Raw genomic sequence first — 18,099 nt, 5'->3', positions numbered from 1 at the left:
TTCGGTGACCGCGGGCCGTGTCGATGTCAGCGGTCAGCGGATCATGCCGGGCGGCAACTGGATACCCGGCGGGACCTCGATCTGGATCGGCTGCGGCAGGTTCAGATACCGCGGCCCGGGCGGCGCCGGCGGCGCCTCGGCGACCGAGGTCGGCTCGGGCTCGGACGTGACGACCGGGGCGACGGGCGTCGGGGACGGTGTGGTCGTGGTCGTCGGTGCCGTCGTCGTCGGCCTCGTCGTGGTGGGCGCCACGGTGGCCTCGGCGACCGCCGGTTCCCGCTGGCTGGTGGCGTCGTCTCCACGGTCGAGGGTCAGCCCGATGGCCGCGACCACCAGCAGTCCGCTCGCTGCCGACCCGGCCAGCGCGAGCTGCCGCCGGGACGCGCCGCGCTGCCGCCGATGCGAGGCGACGGGGGCGACGTCGTTCCAGTTCGGTTCGGGCAGTTCGGGTTCGGGTGGCACTTCCACCGGCGTGGCCAACAGGGCGGCACCCTGCGCGGCGACCATCTCCGGCTCGGGTGGCAGGACTGTCGGCAATCCCAGCCAGCCCTGCAGGACGCCCTGGACGAGCGGGATGCGCGCGCCGCCGCCGAGCAGCACCAGCACGTCGGGATGCCGTCCGGAGGCGGCGATCACCTCGCGGGCCAGGCGAGCGGAGCTCTCGACCGGCACCCGGACGAGCGCCTCGAAGCGTTCCCGGTTGAGCAGGATCAGCCCGCCGTCGCCGGGCACGCACGCGGCGCCGCCGGTGGAGAGCTGTTCCTTCGCGGTGCGGCAGCGGGCGGTCAGCTCCGCGGCCGCCCAGGTGTCGACGGGACGTGTCAGACCCCGCTCCCGCACCTGCTGCTCGGCGATCAACGCGTCGAAGACGTCGCCGCCGACCACGTCGCTGCGCTCGCACGCGATGACGCTGCGGGAGTACCGGTCGACGACGCTGATGGTGACGCCCGAACTGCCGAGGTCGTAGAGGACGAGGGTGTGGGTGTCGGGGCCGAGCTGGCCGACGCTCTCGAGCAGGGTGACCACGGCCGCCGACTCGGGCACCAGGTGATAGTTGTGCAGGCGCTGCCGCGCCATCGCGTCGTGCATCGCGTCGGCCTCGACGACGCTCCCGTATGCGACCGCGGTGGCCTCGAGGTTGCCGTGCCACTGATGTTCGAGCAGCACCCCGATGGACTGGGCGGCGACGTCTTCGACGGGACCCGAGACGACCTCGACGGCCTGCTGGTCGAAGCCCGCCGGCATTCCCGGCGGATTGTCGAAGCCGGACCGGGTGGCCATGCGGACAGCACTCGCCCCCACCGACACTCCCAGTACCGCACTCATCGAGTCGTCCTTGTCTGACGGTGTGCGCCCCCGATTGCGCGCACGCGAAACCCGGGGCAGCTTATCGAACCGTCGCCTCGGCACCAGCCCCAGATTCGGGCAGATCAGACTCGGCGGGGGCGGCTCACGCCACCCACTTCATTAACCGTTCGTTAGCCATTGCATCCGTGGGCTCGCGCGGTACGACACCGGGCGCCGGGCGACGTGGAGCATGTGACCAGGTCGCATACCTCGACCGCGCCGCCTCGCGCCATTCCGTCGCGGGAGGTGTCGCCACGAGTTGCCCGAAGCTTCGACTCGAATTCGACGTGACTCCGGGCACGCCCGGCGAATCCCGAACTTCGGGCCGGCGTCTCCACACCGGCGCCGATCCGCATGGCGCGAGCGGCTACGGCGTCGGGGCCTTCGCGAAGTTCAGGTACGCCTTCGACGGCGTGGGACCGCGCTGGCCCTGATACTTCGAGCCGACGGCGGCGCTGCCGTACGGGTTCTCCGCCGGGCTCGTCAGCCGGAACAGGCACAGCTGGCCGATCTTCATCCCGGGCCACAGGGTGATCGGCAGGTTCGCCACGTTCGACAGCTCGAGGGTGATGTGCCCGTTGAAGCCGGGATCGATGAACCCGGCCGTCGAGTGAGTGAGCAGACCGAGACGACCGAGGCTGGACTTGCCCTCCAGGCGGCCCGCGAGGTCGTCCGGCAGAGAACAGAACTCGAGGGTCGACCCGAGCACGAACTCGCCCGGATGCAGCACGAACGGCTCCCCCTCGGCCGGCTCGACCAGGCTGGTCAGCTCGTCCTGCTGCTGCGCCGGGTCGATGTGCGTGTACTTCGTGTTGTTGAAGACCCGGAACAGGCGATCCAACCGGACGTCCACACTCGACGGCTGCACCATCGACTCGTCGAACGGATCGATGCCCAGGCGGCCACTGGAGAGGGAGGAACGGATGTCACGATCGGAGAGAAGCACGATCTAGAGGGTAGACGCACGAACATCGGGACGTCTGCTAGAGTTGCCGCTCGCAGGGTGTTACACCGCCGATTCGGCGGAAATGCCCAGCGTGCCGATGTAGTTCAATGGTAGAACATCAGCTTCCCAAGCTGAATACGCGGGTTCGATTCCCGTCATCGGCTCCAAAGGGTGTTCACCCATTGAGTCCGGTTGAGTTCACCTATTGGGTCTGCGGCCGAAATTTGGCCTCGATTTCCGTCACGACTCCGCCCAACGGTCGGATTTGGCGGATTCTCGGGGTCGTTGCCGCGTGATTCCCACACAGATCGGGCCGAATCGTGCGCTCGAGACGCCTACCTACGGTTGTTTCCGCAGTTTGGTCGAGGTTTGACCGCGGAATCCGTGGATCTCGCTACCGGGGCGGGGTCGCTATCTGCCAGGTCCAGCGGGCGCTGAGGACTTCTCGTGACGCCCAGAGGAGATGCGACGCAGTCGTCGCTGTGGTGTGTGCTCCGGTTCCGGCTCGCCGAGGTACCGACCCCATGGGTCGAGGCGCTCGCGCTTGGAGTACCAGTCGTGCAGGATCAGTAAATTGAGTGCGGCGAGGGTGAATCCGGCGAGCAGTGTGTAGCGGCTGATCCCGAAGCCGTGGAAGTACCCGCGGTGCACGTGCAGCCTGTTCTGCTTCAAGTCTGCGAACAGGCTCTCGATGCCGACCCTGCGGTGATACGAAGCCTCCCAGGCGAGGGTCCCGTGCTGGAACGGCATCCGCAGGTCAGGGTAGTCCGTGTCCCGCAGTGTGACTGTGCGCCCGCATCCGCAGTCCTCGCCGCGGATGCACGACGTCGTCGGCAGGCTGTGCGGTGCGCGCATCGAGACGGGGTTGTTCGGACACCGTACTCGGGCGGGCTGGGCGGCCGGCCCGCGGTAGCGCCGAGTCCCGTCGGGCTGGAGGGCGTCGTGCGGGACGTAGGCGTACGCCTGACGCGCCTGATGGCGTCGCTCGAGGCGCTCGCGTTCGTCGTCGGACATGTCGGTCGCGATTGGGTCGATGTCATACAGACCTTCCGGGAGCCTATCCGCATACAGGACGCCGTCGATCCAGATGGTGTGGGTGCCTTCGGGTCCCGGATGTAGCCCGCGCTGATTGGGATGCAGGTCGTAGATGGTGGTGTATCCGAGCCTCCAGGCCGGGATCGGGAAGATCCTGTTCTTGACGTTGTTGTAGGCACGGTCCGCGATCAACTGACGCGGATCCGGGATCGATTCTCCCAGAGCCACCACGGCGGCGAGTCCTCCGACGCCCTTGTGCGATCCCGCTGGCGTGAGATTCATCGCACGCACAACATGCACCACCGGACCGAGGCCTGGGGCGGATGGGACATCGGTGATCACGTGCAGGTCGTAACCGCAGAAGTAGCAGGACTCCTCGAATTCAGTACTGCGCCAGCCCATTCGAGCATCGAGATCGACTGTGTAGATGTACCGCTTGTCGTCCTTGCAGACGGGAGCATTCGGGAGCTGGTGTCCCCGTCGGCGGGCATGTGGATGCTTGGGATCCGGTGGCGCGAGCGGGTGATCTGGCGGCGGCATCCCATCGGGATCGGCGTCGACGAGCGGTTTGCGGTATTTAACCCTCCCCCAGGTCGAGACATCGGTCGAGTCCAGAGCGACGGCACCGGTCGGTGGATGGCACCACAGGGACGCGTCCAGCAGTGCCTGCGCGAAAGCGCGTTCGTCCCACTCCTCATACCGGGATGACCGGCACGCCCACGTCAACCTGCGCAGAGCGTCGTTGACGGACTTGTACTTGATGTCCGCACGGGGCGGGATACCCAGCGTTCGCCGCTGCGATGCGGTCCACCCGCGAACCACTGCGGTCACGTTCGTCTGATGCATCGCGATACCGAGCATCGGCGTCACCACGTAGGCGGCCAGGAAAGCGTCTGCGGTGAACACCCGGTGCGCACCACGATGATGATCGAACATTTCGTGCACGAAATCGCGTGCGGCGCAGTGTGCGATCATGGCCATGACCCGCTTGAACTGCCAGGGCTCGGTGCGGTACACGGCGCCGCTCACCTCGTGCAGACGCCGCATCCTGCCAGCGCCCACTCCTCCACCACGTTTGCGGCGGTGAGGTGTGTGCTTCTTCCTAGTCACCACGGCACCGCCCGCGCTAGTGCGTCAAGTTCCGCTGCAGTCCACCACGGTCGGGTACACAGTTGCGCTGCGCCCAGGGTGTCGGTGAGCCGCTGCGTCCCGGTGTGCCCGGACATCCTCATGAACACAGGCAACGGGACGGCCTGGATCATCGCGCACTCCCACGTCAACCGCAGCCGGGTCGACGTTAGCGGCCTCAGTGTCTCGGGGACGTCGCAGTTGATCAGTAGTTCGCCAACGGCCCAGACCGGGGGCAGTGGATCGTGGAACAACGGACCACCGTGCGCATTGTCTGCCGCTTCGAGCACCGCATCGGCATACGCCGGACGTACCGGAACTTGCCTCGCCATCGGACCGCGTACGGTGACGATCACATGGGGGCTGCGTTCCCGGACGTCCGACGAGCGAACCGACATCATCTCGGTGCCCCGCAGTCCCGCACCCGCACCGAGCGCCACCGCCGCAGCGAGCCCTCGTCGACGGATCGCGGTCACTTGCCGTGGAGCCCACCACAGCAGACGAGAGACCTGCGCAAACGTGTACGGCTTCGCTCCATGGGGATAGTGCAGCACTACGCGGTGCGGCTCCCACGGCGCGGCACGAGTGATCCGACGCGAGAGTGACGTCAGCGTGGCTCGGCGGGTACACCGCGTCGCCTCGGACAACCCCGGAACCGTGACGGCGTAACGGTTCACCGTCGCAGGGTGGAAGACCTGCTCGACGTCGAGCGGCAAACCCTGCTCGACCGCCCACCGCACCAGGGAAGTCACCATAACCATGCGGTCCACCGCCGTCTGCGACACCTTCGTCGCCGCGAACCCTCGCCGGACAACGTCAACCACGAACGGCCTAATCGCCTCCCACTCTTGTTCCGGCATGTGCGGGGTGTACAACTCGACAATCTCCTCCGGGGTCCGAGGCGTCATCACTGCTGCCCTCCCAACCGGCACCAACTCGGCGAACCGACCTGCGGCGCCGGGAGATACGGGAGAAGGTCCGAGAACGCCTTGCCGCTGACGATCCCTGCAGCCGAGAAGATCTCCGCGACACCGGAATCGGACAGCACCCCAGCCAGCCATGTCGACCGCAGACGCGGCACCATCAGTCGGGGCATCCCAGCGGGGTACTCGAACGACGCGAGCAGCGCCGCCGCCTGATCACGGCCCGTCCGACGTGACGCGACCAATGGCCCCGACCCCGCCCCCGCAGAGACCTTCTCCAGTCGATCGACCCAACCGGCCCGCACAGGAACCACCCGCCCCTTAGCGCCCCCGCCGAGCCTGACCGCCACCACGCCGCCGACATCGACCACGTCCGAGGTCACGACGGCGAACAGCTCACCCGAACGAGCACCCACACCCACAGTGAGCGTGAGAATCGCCTTCATCGCCTGGACTCGGAACGGGCCGTTCTGCGATGCCGCAGCCTTCCAGTACGCCTCGATCTGCTCGCGCGCGTACGGCGGCGACAAACCCTGCCGCGACCCTCGCTCGTCCGGCCCGGGCCACGGCGCCCGCTTCGTCACCGACCTCGCCAACGTACGCAGTCGCGAGATCTCCGCCGACCGTGATGTCGGGGCCAACTGCCGCATGCCGGTCACCCGGTACCGCTCGAGCACCTCGGGAGTCAGCACTACCTCACGGTCGAGGACCAACCCCACATCGATCGCCCACGCCGCCAGTCGGGTGAGCACCTTGAGTGCGTTCGTGGCCTGACTGTGCAGTGTCGGCTCCGACAGCTTCACCGTCTCGCGCACCCATGGCCCCACTGCCGACCACGATTCCGGATCGACCGATCGTGGTTCAAAACACCTGATACACGCCGCAATCGAGGCCGAGTCATCGGTGCGGCGGCGATACGAGGCCATCACCGACTACCTCGACCATCGATGCGCGCGGTGCATCGTGGAGTTCCTGGCGCCGTTCGGGCGCAGAGGAGTACTGTCATGAGTGGTCACAACCTCATGAGTCACATGCGATCCCGCAGGATCCTGGCTGACGGATAAACAAGGACACCGACTACGACTCGGTGTCCTTCGAGGTATCAGAGACGAATAGTGATCACCACCCTGACAAAGACCGACTTCGGAACTCGGTGTGCGCGGACGCGCACCGAGCTGTCGGATTACTCAGGGTGGTGCCAACACCCACGCTAGTCCCCAACTCCGAATCGCGAAACACCCTCCACAGAACAAATCGCGAGCGAACAAACCGCCGCACAGGACCACGGCTGCAACCAATCTCATCGTGTTACTCGATGCGCGCCTACGTTTGAAACAGCGGGTCCGCAGCTGATATTGCGAGCGAATCACCCGAAGCGCCGCCACAACGGGGCGACGTGGCTTGCAACGCCACTGGAGGGACCCCGACGTTGCTTGCTTGGCGAACATCGGGCGTCGAGTTGGGGACGGCGCCCGGCATCCCGCCACCATCCGCGCAACACGCTCATCGAAGCTCGATTTCTATCTGCCTAAGAAGCAGTCCCGCGACACCCCACATCGACCATCGGCTGCCACTGGGTGACGTGTCTCCGCGGTCATCCGGCTCTTCCGGATTCAGCGTGTGTGGATCCAATCCGGAAAGCGACCGCCGTGGATCGGCGACCGATAGTTCGACCAGCGCGCAGCGGGGACTGGCTGCGCCATACCAGCTTCCGTAGGCGAGATGGTCGGATCTACGCCGATTCCCAGTCTGCGGCAGTGATCACGTCGGCGGCCTCCTCGATGTCCGAGGCGGCGCCCGCGCTGCCCGTCAGCCACGCCACGATCGACACCGGACGACCATTCACACTCAGAGACAGCTGCGGTTCCGTGAGCAGCGCCTGCACTGTGAGCGGGTGCAGCTCCTTGCTCAGCAGCGGCAGCACCTGATCGAGGAACGGGACCACGCCGTCGGCGGTGAACTGGGCGGGCGGCAGCAGCCGGTGGCGGCCCGAGGTGAACGCCCACAAGGTGCCTTCGGCCAAGCGCTGACGGATCCGGGCTGTGGTGACCCCGAGACGCTGCGCGGCGTCGGCGACCGAGAGCGAGCTGCGGACCAGGTCCTGCATGCGGATGTCGCGGTCCACCCGCGCTGCGGTGGTTGCAATCGGGTTCTCGACAAACCCAGCGCTGACGAGGACGCCGGCGTCGTGGTCGGAGATCTCAGGACTACCGGGACTGCGGCCGGCGAGGCCGCGGAGGATCTGGGCAAGGTCTCCGCGATCAATGTCGATACCAGCAACCTCCCGCAACGCATCCTCGAATCCGATCTCACCGCGCAGATAGCGGTCTTCCACCCTCTCGTTCGTCCTCTCGCCCATCGCAACCAACCGACCTTTCAATCGAGATTCGGACGCACTCCAACGCTAGCCCCACACTCCTTCAATCACACTCGTCTACCGCACGAGAACAGTGCGGTTGGCCCCTGCCGGCACCGCCTCTTTGGTTGTAGTGGACCGAGCACCCCGAGTATCCGTCCGACTCGGAGGCAGACGATGACATCCGGGGCTCGCGACCGACACACTCAGGGTCCTCCGACGTTTGGTCTCGATTACCCTGAGCGCAGCTCGATCAGCGCGGTGCGGTGGTCGTTTCGCCCATTGGAATGAGCAGACAGTCATCGAAAGTCGACCCCATTCGAAAGGAAGTCAGTGAGCGACGTCAAGCGCCGCGCAAACGCCCCGGGAAGATCGTCGGGTGCCATTACAGGTGCGCCTGATGCGGCCACGGCGTTGCAGCAAAAGACGCCGAGCAAGATCACTGCCCAGGTGACACTGAAATCCTTGGCGCCACAATATGATGCGGCCCAGCACAAGACCTACTTGGACCATCTGGAGAAGGCGGTCCAGGATCCCAAGAACCGCAACATTGCCCTCAGTGGACGGTACGGAACCGGCAAGTCAAGCGTGCTCGATGAGTTCCAGGAAAAGCATGCAGATTCGTCGCTTCGGCTAGCTGTATCCACCCTGGCGCCCGACTCGGAGGACGTGTCGCTGACCAACCGCATCCAGAAGGAGGTACTCAAGCAACTGATCTACAGCGCCCGAACACGCACACTCCGCCACTCGCGGTTCAGCCTGCGTGGCCCCCGGCCGTGGTGGCGGCCAGTTCTTGAGTCCGTCCTGTTCGTCGGCGTGCTCGGGGGCTTGCTGACACTTCTCGGGCGCCTGCCCTCGCAGATGGCAACCGGACCTGATCACTCCGGTGTCGAGCAGGCGCTGGTGTGGGCAGGGGTGGCCGCCCTACTCGTCGTAGTGCTCTCGGTTCTGCGGACAGTCACCTACAACCGGTTCACGGTCTCCAACGTGTCCGCAGCAGGCGCGGCCCTGACACTGTCGGAGCCGAGCCACACCTACTTCGACGAACACCTCGACGAGATCGTCCGCTTCTTCGACCAGGAACCCACGGACATCGTCATCTTCGAGGACCTGGACCGCTACAACAACCCCCAGATCTTCGAGGCGCTTCGTGAGCTCAACACCCTCCTCAACAACACCCCGAAGCGGCTCAAGAAGATCAAGAAGGACAAGAAGCCGCTCCGATTCATCTACGCAATGCGCGACAGCCTGTTCGAGAAGATCGGCGAGGACACCGCCGAGGATGGTGACGACGCCGCTCGGGCCGAGACCGTCCGCGCGAACCGAACCAAGTTCTTCGAAATCGTCATCCCGATCGTGCCATTCATCTCGCACCGCACTGCCCGCGAACACCTACATCAGCTCCTGCAGGAGGCGGGCGTCGCCGGCATCGAGCGTCCATTGATCGAACTAGTCGCCAAGCACGCCACCGACAAGCGCCTCCTACTGAACATGCGCAATGAGTACCTCGTATTCGCCGAACGCCTACTGCAGTCGGGCAAGGTCGCACCCGGACTGTCTCCCAGCCACCTCTTCGCGCTGGTCGCCTACAAGAACTTCCACTTGGAAGACTTCGAGAACATCTCGCGGCGCTCCAGCGACCTCGACCGCCTGTACGACTATCACCGTGAGCTTGTCGCAACGTCGGTCGCGACCCGCGAGCAGGCCAAGCGAGACTTGCTGGCAAGGAATAGGCCACCGTCGACCTTCGACCCGTTCGCGAAGAAGCTTGGCAGACGGCTTATAGGGATCGGGAAGGCCGAACGTGACCGGGCGAATTGGACTCAACTGGATTTGAGCTTCATCGTCGCATCGAACACGTACGGCTCTGACCAAGTGACCGCGCCCTCATTCTGGGAAGCTGTCGTCGCCTCGCCCGAAATCAACCTCGGAGCGACGCAGAGCCCGCAATACGGAAGCCACAACCATCTCATCACGTTGGCTCAGAGCCATCTCGAGGACCTCTTCCCGGAAGTCCTGCGCGGTCGGTGGGAGGCCATGGACACCGAGGCGCTCAATGAGGAGCTCCAGGAGCTCGACCACGCCATCGAAAAACTCCGCGGCGCCGATTTCCGCGACCTGATCAACGCCGACAAGTTCACGATCACCGTCCCGAACAAGGACGAGGACGACGAGACCGAGAATCTGACGTTCGCGCAGCTCATGGACAGGACCCTGAAGTCAGGTCTGGCACGCGACCTCGTCAAGCAGGGCTACATCGACCGGAACTTCGCCCTCTACGCTGCGCAATTCTATGGCGACTTCACCGGCGTCGACGTGGCGACGTTCATCGTGCAGACCGTTCAGACCAACAGCATGGACATCAACTACCAATTCACCAGCCCCGGCGCGTTCGCGAACCTTCTGGCCGAAGCTGACGAAGACTTCACTCGCACCATCAGCGCCTACAACGTTGAGCTGGTCGATCACCTTCTCGTCGAGGACGTCAAGCGGGCGGATGAGGTAGTGAAGCACCTGATCTCGAACTTCGGGAGCGAAGCCAGGCAGTTCCTGGCGGCCTTCTTCACCTCGAACGTCGGGCGGACCCGACTGGCAGCGCAGCTAAGCCGGCAGCAGTGGCACGACGTGTTCACCTACCTCGTCTCCGACGAGGGCGTGCCCGCTGACGCACGCACTGCACTCGTAGATGCCGCACTCGTAGCCGCCGACCCGGACAGTGCCTACGACCTCGGGTCCGACGTCGGCGACTTCCTGGTCTCGCAGTACAAGCAGATGCCAGCCTTTACCGAGCCCCACACCAGGTCTGATCTGGACTCGGTCGTGGCCGTGCTGCAACGCGCAAAGGTGCTTCTGCCCAGCCTCGACGGCGTTCACGAAGTGCTGCGGATACTCATTGTTGACAACAACCTGTACGAGATGACTGCCGACAACCTGCGCACCGCGCTCAACGTCGCCGGCGAGGTGACGCTGGACCGTATTGGCGACAACGACACGATCTACCAGTACTGCCTGTCCAACCTCGGTCCCTACCTCGACGCCGTCGAAGCCGACGCCGACACCGACTACTCGACGCTGACCTCAGCGACACTCATTGATGCACTCGAGGCCGCGGTCGAGGACGACAAGACACTTAAGCGGCTCACCGCGACTGCGTCTCCCGACAGCTCGCTGCGGCAGCTGGGCGACGCACCCACGTCAACCTGGCCAGCGCTGGCGTCAGCCAAGCTATTTCGTGCATCGCTGGCCAATCTCGACGCCTACCGCGCCGAAGTCGGAGTCATCGACGAGAGCCTCGGCCAACTCCTGCTCGCCGGCGGGGTGATCTACACCGACGATGGGTCGGATGCCCCCCGCAACGAGGAGGCCGCCGCCGCGGCTGCCGTCGCCGTGCTCAACGCCGCGCATGGCATCCCACGCCCGGAGGACCGAGTCCAGCTCGTACAAAGCCTCGGGCTCGAAGAGTGGCTCCCGGCCACACAGATCACCCCGGAAAAGAGCAACCTATTCGCGCTCCTCGTCAAAGGCGACCTGGTTCCGGACGATGTCGCCACCTTCACACACCTTCGCCAGGGCGGATGGGCTGCCCTCGGCCCCGCCATTGTCGCCTCGAACGAGGTCGACAAGTTCCTTACCCCCGGCCTAGTCGACGGGATGGTCACCGACCTCTTCGAGGATCCTGCGACCAGCAGCAAGCTTGGCCAGCAGATACTCCAGGGCCTGGCGAACTTCGTCCCGACCGACGACGGCAAGGCCCTGGCGGCCGCGGCCCGGTTTGCCATCAAAGGCAACACTCGCCTTCCTGTGGAGCAAATTCGCCGGGTCGCCACGACCAGCAAGGACGCGGATCTCACTGTTCGACTGCTCCACATCGCAGCTCCCACCGCGGCTGAGATCGTGGTAATTCTGAACGATTTGGGCGGCAAGTACAGTTACCTCACGACCTGGGAGCGAAGCGAGTTCGAGGTCCCGAACGACGACGCGCACAAGGCGGTGTTCAAGATCATGAAGGAAGCGGGCCTGTGCAAGACCAACAAGAAGCTGCGCGAGGACATCCTCGTCGTCAAGCGACCGTGACCAGTTGGCGCGGGGCGACAAGATCGAGAGTGGTGACGACCGCCCTCCAGCGCCAACAGGACTGAGCTGAACTCGACCTAGAGCTCGCAGTTCGACATACGTCCTTGATTGATGCTTAGTAGCCCGCGAGGGCGCCGGTGTGGGTGCTGTTGATGATCGCGGAGAAATCCTGTTCGGCATCTCACTGAATGTGAAGCGGGTCTGGATATCGGATGTTGCTAGTCCCAGGGCGCCTTCGATTCCATTGGCGCGCAGAGCATTGTGGCGAGATTGAGACCCTTGTCGATCGGTGCGATCGCTAAGGCCCGCCTGCGATATCGACGATCGGGAGTAGGGATCGTCGACGCCAACGGTCACGTACCCGCGGCGACCCGCTACCCGCGGACCACCGCAGAGTCCGGGGCACCTCGCTCATAAGGTTCCATTACGGAATCCCAATGGATCGCCCCCACCGCGCGCAGCTCGGCGAGCCCCTCCTGGTCAATGCCCAGCACCTCACTGAGCACCTCCCTCGTGTGCTCACCGAGGCGAGGCGCGCGCCGCCGGACCGCCCCCGGCATTGCGTCCAGCCGAGCGACAAACCCGCGCTGGACAATCTCGTCCCCCGGTACCACGACCGGGAAATCCAGGGCCCGCAACTGCGGATGCACCAGGACCTCCCGCGGACGGAGCACCGGTGTGGCCGGGATGCCGTGGCGCTGCAGCTCCTCGGCAAGCTCCTCGGCGGGTTGACCGAGCGTCACCGCAGTGATGGCGGCGTCGATCTCGTCGTGTCGCCGATGCCGGGCCTCGACGCTGCCGAAGTCATCAGCTATTGCGACAAGGTTGAGAATCGTGCACAGGGCCTTCCACTGGACATCGTCCTGGACGCTGATCGCGATCCACTCGTTGCCGGCACCGGCGGGATAGACACCCTGCGGCGCGAACCGCTCATGGCGGTTACCTCTCGGCCCAACAACCCTGCCCGTCAGCGAATACTCCACAATCGTGTCGCCGACTCCGGCGGTCACCGCCTCCCGCTGGGGTGCATCGACGTGGATAGCTTGTCCCGTCGCGTTTCTGGCGCGCAGCGCGGCCAGGACAAGTCCTGGCGAGGAGACCGAGACGAGCTGGTCGGGGAAGTTCACGTTGTTACCCGTCCAGACCGGCGGCGTGTCGTCGCCGTACCCAGTCAGTGCCATCGCCCCCCCGATCGCCTCGAGCGTCGATCCAAAAGACACATAGCCGGCTTCCGGACCGTCACCTCCCTGGGAACTGAGGGAGATCAGGACGATGCGCGGATTCGCTTCCCGCAACGTGTCGAAGCCGATGCCCAGGCGCTCGAGAACCCCGCGCCGGAAGTTCTCCACCACGATGTCGCTGGTGGCGACGAGGTCGAGGAAGACACTCCTGCCCATGCCGGTCTTCAGGTCGATCGACACGCTGCGCTTGCCGCGGTTCGTCGAGGCGAAGGGCGGACTCGCATTGATGTCGGACGACCCACCGCCTGCGATCTGCGACCAGTTCCGGAACGGGTCGAGATAGGTGGTGGACTCGATCTTTATGACGTCGGCGCCGAAGTCGGCGAGAACCTGGGAGGTGGCTGCGCCGGCTGTGATGATCCCCAGGTCCAGCACCCGCAGGCCTGTTAGTGCTTCATTCACCCTGCTACTCCTTCGTGTCCGGGCCGCGCCCCGTTGAAGGTCACTGGCGCGGCGGGCTGCAGGACAGTCACCCCGTCAATCGTGAGCGGAACCAGGAAGTCCCGGGCGTTGTACTGCTCTGAGTTGACCAGCTGCTCGGCCGTCAAGACAGGTCCGGCGGGCACCCCAACAGCCTGCAGCGCCCGGTAGAGGTCGGCCTGGGTGTACCCGGCAACGATTTCTTCCAGCCGGGCCACCAGCTGGGCGGGGTGCTGCAGACGGCTCGGGTGGGAATCGAACGGCGCGCTGCGCAGAACGGGATCGTCGAGCACCGACAGCACCCGTTCCCAGTCGACGGCCCGGTAGTAGAAGCCGAAGTACCCGTCGGCGCACCGGATCACGACCGGGCCGGAGCGCTCGCCACGGATCAGATCGTTGCCGGCCTGCACGTAGACGCGGCCCTTCCACTCGACGTAGGCAGCGGCCTCCAGCCGACTGACCCTGATGGCCTGTCGCACCGGACCGTTGCCGAGCTCGATCGCCGTCAGTGCGATCTGTGCGCCGGTGAAGGCCATCCATCCGGTCGTGTCGTCGATCTGGTGGCCGCCCAGCGCGAGTGGAGACCGGTTCGGGTCCCCGATGAGGCTCATGACACCACTCGAGGCCTGCGCCAGAAAGTCACCACCACGCCAGGTCGCCTGGGGACCGGTCTCGCCGAAGTCGCTGATGTGCACTGTCACTGCCGCGTCGGAACCTCCGGAGCCCTGTGGGACGATGGCGACGTCGACCCGGTCCGGCAGGGCCCGCAGCACCGTCTTGCCACCGTCGACGTAGGCACGAAGCGCGGCGCGCTCCTGGACGAGGTGGTTGTCGTGCGCGAGGAGCACGGTGGCGCCGAGGTCAGCGAAATGCTTGCCGCACCAGGCAGCCGCGAGGTCGTCACCGTACTCGACGACCGTCAAATCGGCCAGTGGCGCGCTGATCGTCGGGCTCGTCATGACTTGTCTCCTGCTCTGTACGTCGACCAGCGCGGCGCGGACGACCCCGGCATCTCGGCCGGGCGATCCCATCTCAGAGGGACACCCTCGATCCGGAGTGGCGACGCCAGCCGCCGGGTGGTGGCGCCGGCCATGTCGAACACGCCCGACTCGAGCCCTTCGCCTGCCCAGGGCAGGGAGAAGCTGGGTCCTTCCGGTATCGCCGCCTCGCTCAGCAGGTGCGAGGTTCGCGCCAGCGAGAGCCGGGTGAGCGACCCCCGCTGCTCACGCACGCGGTGCGCGAGCCCGAGGATCGCCGCTGCCGCGACCTGGTATCCGGTGCTGAAGTCGAGTGCTTCGACTGGGAGGTGTCGCGGACGGCTGGCGTCGACGAGGTGTCCGAGCGCGTTCAGCGGCAACCTGCCGGCCGGGTCCTCCGCGGCCCACTCCGAGACCCGGTGCGCGATCCCCGTTGCGTATTGCACCAGGGTGTCGAAGCCGCGCCGGTTGCGCCACGGCCCTGTCCAGCCGTACGCGTTCATAGCCACGTCGACGAGCCCGGGCCGCAGTGCGGCCCGTTCCTCGGCTCCGAGGCCGATGCGCTCGAGCACATCGGCGCGGTGGCTGGTGACCAGTACGTCGGCGGACGCGATGAGCTCACGAAGCACGCACAAGCCTTCGTCGGTGTGGAAGTCGAGGGTGGCCCAACGCTTGCCGAGTGCGAGGTCGTTGACGCCCCAGACCTTGAACTCATCGCCGCCGGGGTGGTCGATTCGAAGTACCTCCGCACCAAGCGACGCGAGGAAGCGGGTGGCCACCGGACCGGCGACGATGCGTGTGAGGTCGAGGACGCGAATCCCGAGAAGCGGTCGGCCTGCGGCGGGAAGCCAGCCATCCGTGCAACTGCCGGTGGAGGCAACCGCGGCGAGCGGCTCCGTCAGGACTGCACGGCCGGCAGGGTGCTGGAGCCATTCCGCTCGCGAGCGTGCGATCGCGGCCGCCGCGCCAGCCGAGATCAGGCGTTCTTCGACGACTTCTCCGGGCAGCGCCGCCACCGCAGCCGCGATCGCATCGACGTCGTCGGCGCAGCCCAGGGCCTTCAGCAACCGTGCCCGCAATGTGGGGAAGGTGGCCTGGACCCGGAGCCAGCGGTCGTCCGCCGTCGGGAACTCGGCCATCCACTTGGAGTGGACCCCGTGCTTCCCGGCCGGTCCGAGCGGCCGGCTCGGCGCAAGGGGGAAATCGAACCACACCGCGGCCTGCCGGCGGTTGACGGTGATCGGCGGGCACAACTTGCCCGACGCCGCGTACAGGTCGGCAACAGCCGCCCCGCATACGGCGAAGGACGCCGCGGCGAGGTCGACGACGGGGAAGGGCGAGGAGAGGTCGCCCTCTTCGGCGTATGCGAGGTCGGTCAGTGCGTCTGCCCGACCGCCGAGCCCCGCCCACATTTCTCCGGCCAGCCGCTGACTGGACGTGAGCCCTTCACCGGTGATGTTCACCTGCTCTGTCGTCACCGTCGTCACCGTCCTAGGTACCGAGGGGGCCGCTTCTCGGAGAAAGCGGCCCTACCCTCCAGTCGGTCCTCCGTGTCTCGGAGTGCGCCCCACAGGAGCTGCTCATACTCGAGGCCCTGGGCGAGCGACTGGTCCTGCGCCGCGTACAGCGCGCGCTTGCCGGCGCGCACCGCGAGTGGTGCGTTGGCAGCGATGGCGTCGGCGATCTCCAGGGCACGGGGCAGGAGCTTTTCGGCGTCCACGAGCTCGGACACCAGGCCGAAGCGGAGGGCTGTGTCGGCATCGAAGACCTCACCGGTGAGGAGCCATCGCTGCGCGACCCCGATGGGGACGCGCCGTGCCAGGCGCTGCGTACCGCCGGCTCCGGGCAGCGAGCCGATGCGCGCCTCGGTGAGCCCGAAACGGGCAGACGCTGCGGCGATCTGGATGTCGGTGGCGAGGACGAGCTCGAAACCCCCGCCTACGGCAGTGCCGTTCACTGCCGCGATGACCGGCTTGACGAAGTCGGCGGGTGGCGTCACAGCGGTGACCGTGATCTCTCGGTTCAGATGTGTCTGTGCGAAGCTGCGCGGTGGCGGCGGGGTCCGCTTCAGGTCCGCGCCGGCGCAGAAGGCCCGCCCCCCAGCTCCGGTGATAACGACGGCCCGGATTTCGTCGTCTTCTGCTGCCTGCTGCCATGCGGAGCGCAGCGCGGACGCCATGGACGGGTCGATCGCGTTCATGGCCTCGGGGCGGTTCATCGTCAGGACGAGAGTGGCCCCCTTCTGAGCCACCTCTAGTACTTCGCTGCTCACACCGCCCCCTCGGTGCCCATCGGGGCTGAATCTCTGGCGGTGAGACGACGGGTCGGCATCGCGAACAGGCTCTTGCCACCGCAGCAGTAGAGGACCTGACCGGTGACGGCGCCCGCACGGTCATCGACCAGGAAACGGGCGAGGTGCGCGACGTCATCCGCAGTTCCGGCGCGACCACTGGGCTGGGCGCGAAGCAGGTTGTCGTAGATGGACTGGGGCACCTGGCGCAGCATCGGGCTGTCGATCAACCCAGGAGCGACGCAGTTGACGGTGATGCCCTTCGAGGCGAGCTCCACGGCAAGTGCACGTGTCAGGCTGACGACTCCGCCCTTGCTGGCGGCGTACGCAGCCTGGCCCCACCAGCCGAGCCAGGCTCGGGAGGCAATGTTTACGATGCGGCCACCGCCCTCCATGACTGCAGCGGCTGCTCGGCAGCCGTTGAACACCCCGTCCAGGTTGACGTCGATCACCCGGTCCCAGAACTCCGACTGGAGCTTCCGCAAGGCCGCGTCGCCCTCGATGCCGGCGTTGTTGACCATGATGTCGAGGCCACCGAACTCCTTGACCGAGCGCTCGACGAGCCCCGCGACGGCGTCAGCATCACTCACATCAGCAGCGACCGCGATCGCGGTGCCCCCGTTCGAGCGGATCCCCTCGGCCGCATGCTCGGCGGCCTCGAGGGAGATGTCGTTCACGACGACGTGAGCGCCGTCATCGGCGAGCCGGGTGGCGATGGCGAGGCCGATACCGCTGGCCGCGCCGGTGACTACGGCGTTCCGCACAAGGTCGTCGGATGTGTGTCGGGACATGGTATTTCCTCCGTCGATCAGGCGGTGAGCGAGCTCAGCACGCTGAGCCCACCCGAGATGTGAAGGACCTGGCCGGTGACGTACCCGGAACGCTCGTCGGCCATGAAGGCGATTGCGAACGCCACGTCGCTGTCCTCGACCGGACCGGTGAGCGGTGCCGGCGGCTCGGCCCACGGGTCCTCGTCGATGCCGGTCGACGGTCCCGGAGGGCACACCAGGTTGACGGTGATGCCCTGCGGGCCGAGTTCGAGGGCCAGGCTCCGAGTGAGGCCGACCAGCGCAGCGGTCGCGGCTGCCGTCTCCGCACGCCCCGGCCAACCGAGCCAGTCCCTGCTGCCGACGAGGACGACGCGACCGTGCCTCGAGGCCGCGAGGTCCGCCTGGTGCTGGCGCACGACGTCGAGGACCTGCTGTGTGTCGGCGGCCTCTGTGAGGACGAGGATCTGCACCGGTCCGGCCGCCCAGTCACCGTCGCTCTCGACGATGTGCCCGGCGTTGCCGAGCTCATCCGCGGTGGCCGCGGCGAGCGGACCGTCGCCCAGGATAAGTGCCCGTGTACCCACAGCGCCCT

The 18,099-nt window shown here is 66.2% G+C and carries 13 protein-coding genes and 1 tRNA gene; 2 read left to right on the top strand and 12 right to left on the bottom strand.

Annotated features, from left to right (window positions below; all coding sequences use genetic code 11):
• Positions 1-33 precede the first annotated feature (33 nt).
• Together ACWDUM_RS25615 and dcd are read right to left on the bottom strand one after the other, a co-directional pair.
• Entirely contained in the window at positions 34-1,326 is a 1,293-nt protein-coding gene (locus ACWDUM_RS25615) for an Hsp70 family protein (RefSeq protein WP_450136155.1), read from the bottom strand.
• A 388-nt stretch (positions 1,327-1,714) separates the two neighbouring features.
• Positions 1,715-2,293, bottom strand: coding sequence for a dCTP deaminase (gene dcd / locus ACWDUM_RS25610; protein WP_450136154.1), 579 nt, complete (start codon positions 2,291-2,293; stop codon positions 1,715-1,717).
• Between the two features lie 93 nt (positions 2,294-2,386).
• Here dcd and ACWDUM_RS25605 point away from each other — a divergent pair.
• Positions 2,387-2,460 (top strand) — tRNA-Gly (locus ACWDUM_RS25605).
• Positions 2,461-2,704: 244 nt separating this feature from the next.
• On the opposite strand, the gene ACWDUM_RS25600 is transcribed toward ACWDUM_RS25605, so the two are convergent.
• From ACWDUM_RS25600 to ACWDUM_RS25585, 4 genes are all read right to left on the bottom strand, one after another.
• A complete protein-coding gene (locus tag ACWDUM_RS25600; RefSeq protein WP_450136153.1) occupies positions 2,705-4,375 on the bottom strand; it encodes a hypothetical protein in 1,671 nt (556 codons plus the stop codon).
• 59 nt (positions 4,376-4,434) lie between these two features.
• Positions 4,435-5,217 carry a hypothetical protein gene (locus tag ACWDUM_RS25595; RefSeq protein WP_450136152.1) on the bottom strand — a complete coding sequence of 261 codons (783 nt, stop codon included), beginning with the start codon at positions 5,215-5,217 and terminating at the stop codon, positions 4,435-4,437.
• Positions 5,218-5,363: 146 nt separating this feature from the next.
• A complete protein-coding gene (locus ACWDUM_RS25590; RefSeq protein WP_450136151.1) occupies positions 5,364-6,194 on the bottom strand; it encodes a hypothetical protein in 831 nt (276 codons plus the stop codon).
• Between the two features lie 917 nt (positions 6,195-7,111).
• Positions 7,112-7,738, bottom strand: coding sequence for a hypothetical protein (locus ACWDUM_RS25585; protein ID WP_450136150.1), 627 nt, complete (start codon positions 7,736-7,738; stop codon positions 7,112-7,114).
• Positions 7,739-8,068: 330 nt separating this feature from the next.
• Here ACWDUM_RS25585 and ACWDUM_RS25580 point away from each other — a divergent pair, with 330 nt between their 5' ends.
• Positions 8,069-11,809 (top strand): YobI family P-loop NTPase, encoded by a 3,741-nt coding sequence (locus tag ACWDUM_RS25580; RefSeq protein ID WP_450136149.1) that lies wholly within the window; start codon positions 8,069-8,071, stop codon positions 11,807-11,809.
• Between the two features lie 374 nt (positions 11,810-12,183).
• On the opposite strand, the gene ACWDUM_RS25575 is transcribed toward ACWDUM_RS25580, so the two are convergent.
• From ACWDUM_RS25575 to ACWDUM_RS25550, 6 genes are read right to left on the bottom strand one after another with little or no spacing between them, the layout of a single operon-like run.
• On the bottom strand, positions 12,184-13,452 hold the full coding sequence (locus tag ACWDUM_RS25575; RefSeq protein ID WP_450136148.1) for a CaiB/BaiF CoA transferase family protein: 1,269 nt from the start codon (positions 13,450-13,452) through the stop codon (positions 12,184-12,186).
• A complete protein-coding gene (locus tag ACWDUM_RS25570; RefSeq protein WP_450136147.1) occupies positions 13,449-14,429 on the bottom strand; it encodes a CoA transferase in 981 nt (326 codons plus the stop codon). Before ACWDUM_RS25570 ends, ACWDUM_RS25575 begins: the two co-directional genes overlap by 4 nt.
• The gene (locus tag ACWDUM_RS25565) at positions 14,426-15,925 is read right to left on the bottom strand and encodes a CoA transferase (RefSeq protein ID WP_450136146.1); all 1,500 of its coding nucleotides are present in this window, start codon (positions 15,923-15,925) and stop codon (positions 14,426-14,428) included. Before ACWDUM_RS25565 ends, ACWDUM_RS25570 begins: the two co-directional genes overlap by 4 nt.
• A gap of 5 nt (positions 15,926-15,930) precedes the next feature.
• Entirely contained in the window at positions 15,931-16,698 is a 768-nt protein-coding gene (locus ACWDUM_RS25560; protein WP_450136145.1) for an enoyl-CoA hydratase/isomerase family protein, read from the bottom strand.
• A gap of 17 nt (positions 16,699-16,715) precedes the next feature.
• Positions 16,716-17,528 (bottom strand): SDR family oxidoreductase, encoded by an 813-nt coding sequence (locus ACWDUM_RS25555; RefSeq protein WP_450136144.1) that lies wholly within the window; start codon positions 17,526-17,528, stop codon positions 16,716-16,718.
• Between the two features lie 17 nt (positions 17,529-17,545).
• Entirely contained in the window at positions 17,546-18,091 is a 546-nt protein-coding gene (locus ACWDUM_RS25550) for an SDR family oxidoreductase (protein ID WP_450136143.1), read from the bottom strand.
• Between the last annotated feature and the right edge of the window lie 8 nt (positions 18,092-18,099).

This window comes from Rhodococcus sp. NPDC003322, assembly GCF_053589555.1.
Note: the sequence above shows the minus strand (reverse complement) of the source record. Positions and strands in the feature narration are given on the sequence as shown.

What these genes read in the sequence shown, in the direction of transcription:
- ACWDUM_RS25615 (WP_450136155.1), bottom strand. Translation starts at nt 1,326, where the DNA reads ATGAGTGCGGTACTGGGAGTGTCGGTGGGGGCGAGTGCTGTCCGCATG.
- ACWDUM_RS25600 (WP_450136153.1), bottom strand. Translation starts at nt 4,375, where the DNA reads ATGCGGCGTCTGCACGAGGTGAGCGGCGCCGTGTACCGCACCGAGCCC.
- ACWDUM_RS25595 (WP_450136152.1), bottom strand. Translation starts at nt 5,217, where the DNA reads ATGGTTATGGTGACTTCCCTGGTGCGGTGGGCGGTCGAGCAGGGTTTG.
- ACWDUM_RS25585 (WP_450136150.1), bottom strand. Translation starts at nt 7,738, where the DNA reads ATGGGCGAGAGGACGAACGAGAGGGTGGAAGACCGCTATCTGCGCGGT.
- ACWDUM_RS25570 (WP_450136147.1), bottom strand. Translation starts at nt 14,429, where the DNA reads ATGACGAGCCCGACGATCAGCGCGCCACTGGCCGATTTGACGGTCGTC.
- ACWDUM_RS25555 (WP_450136144.1), bottom strand. Translation starts at nt 17,528, where the DNA reads ATGTCCCGACACACATCCGACGACCTTGTGCGGAACGCCGTAGTCACC.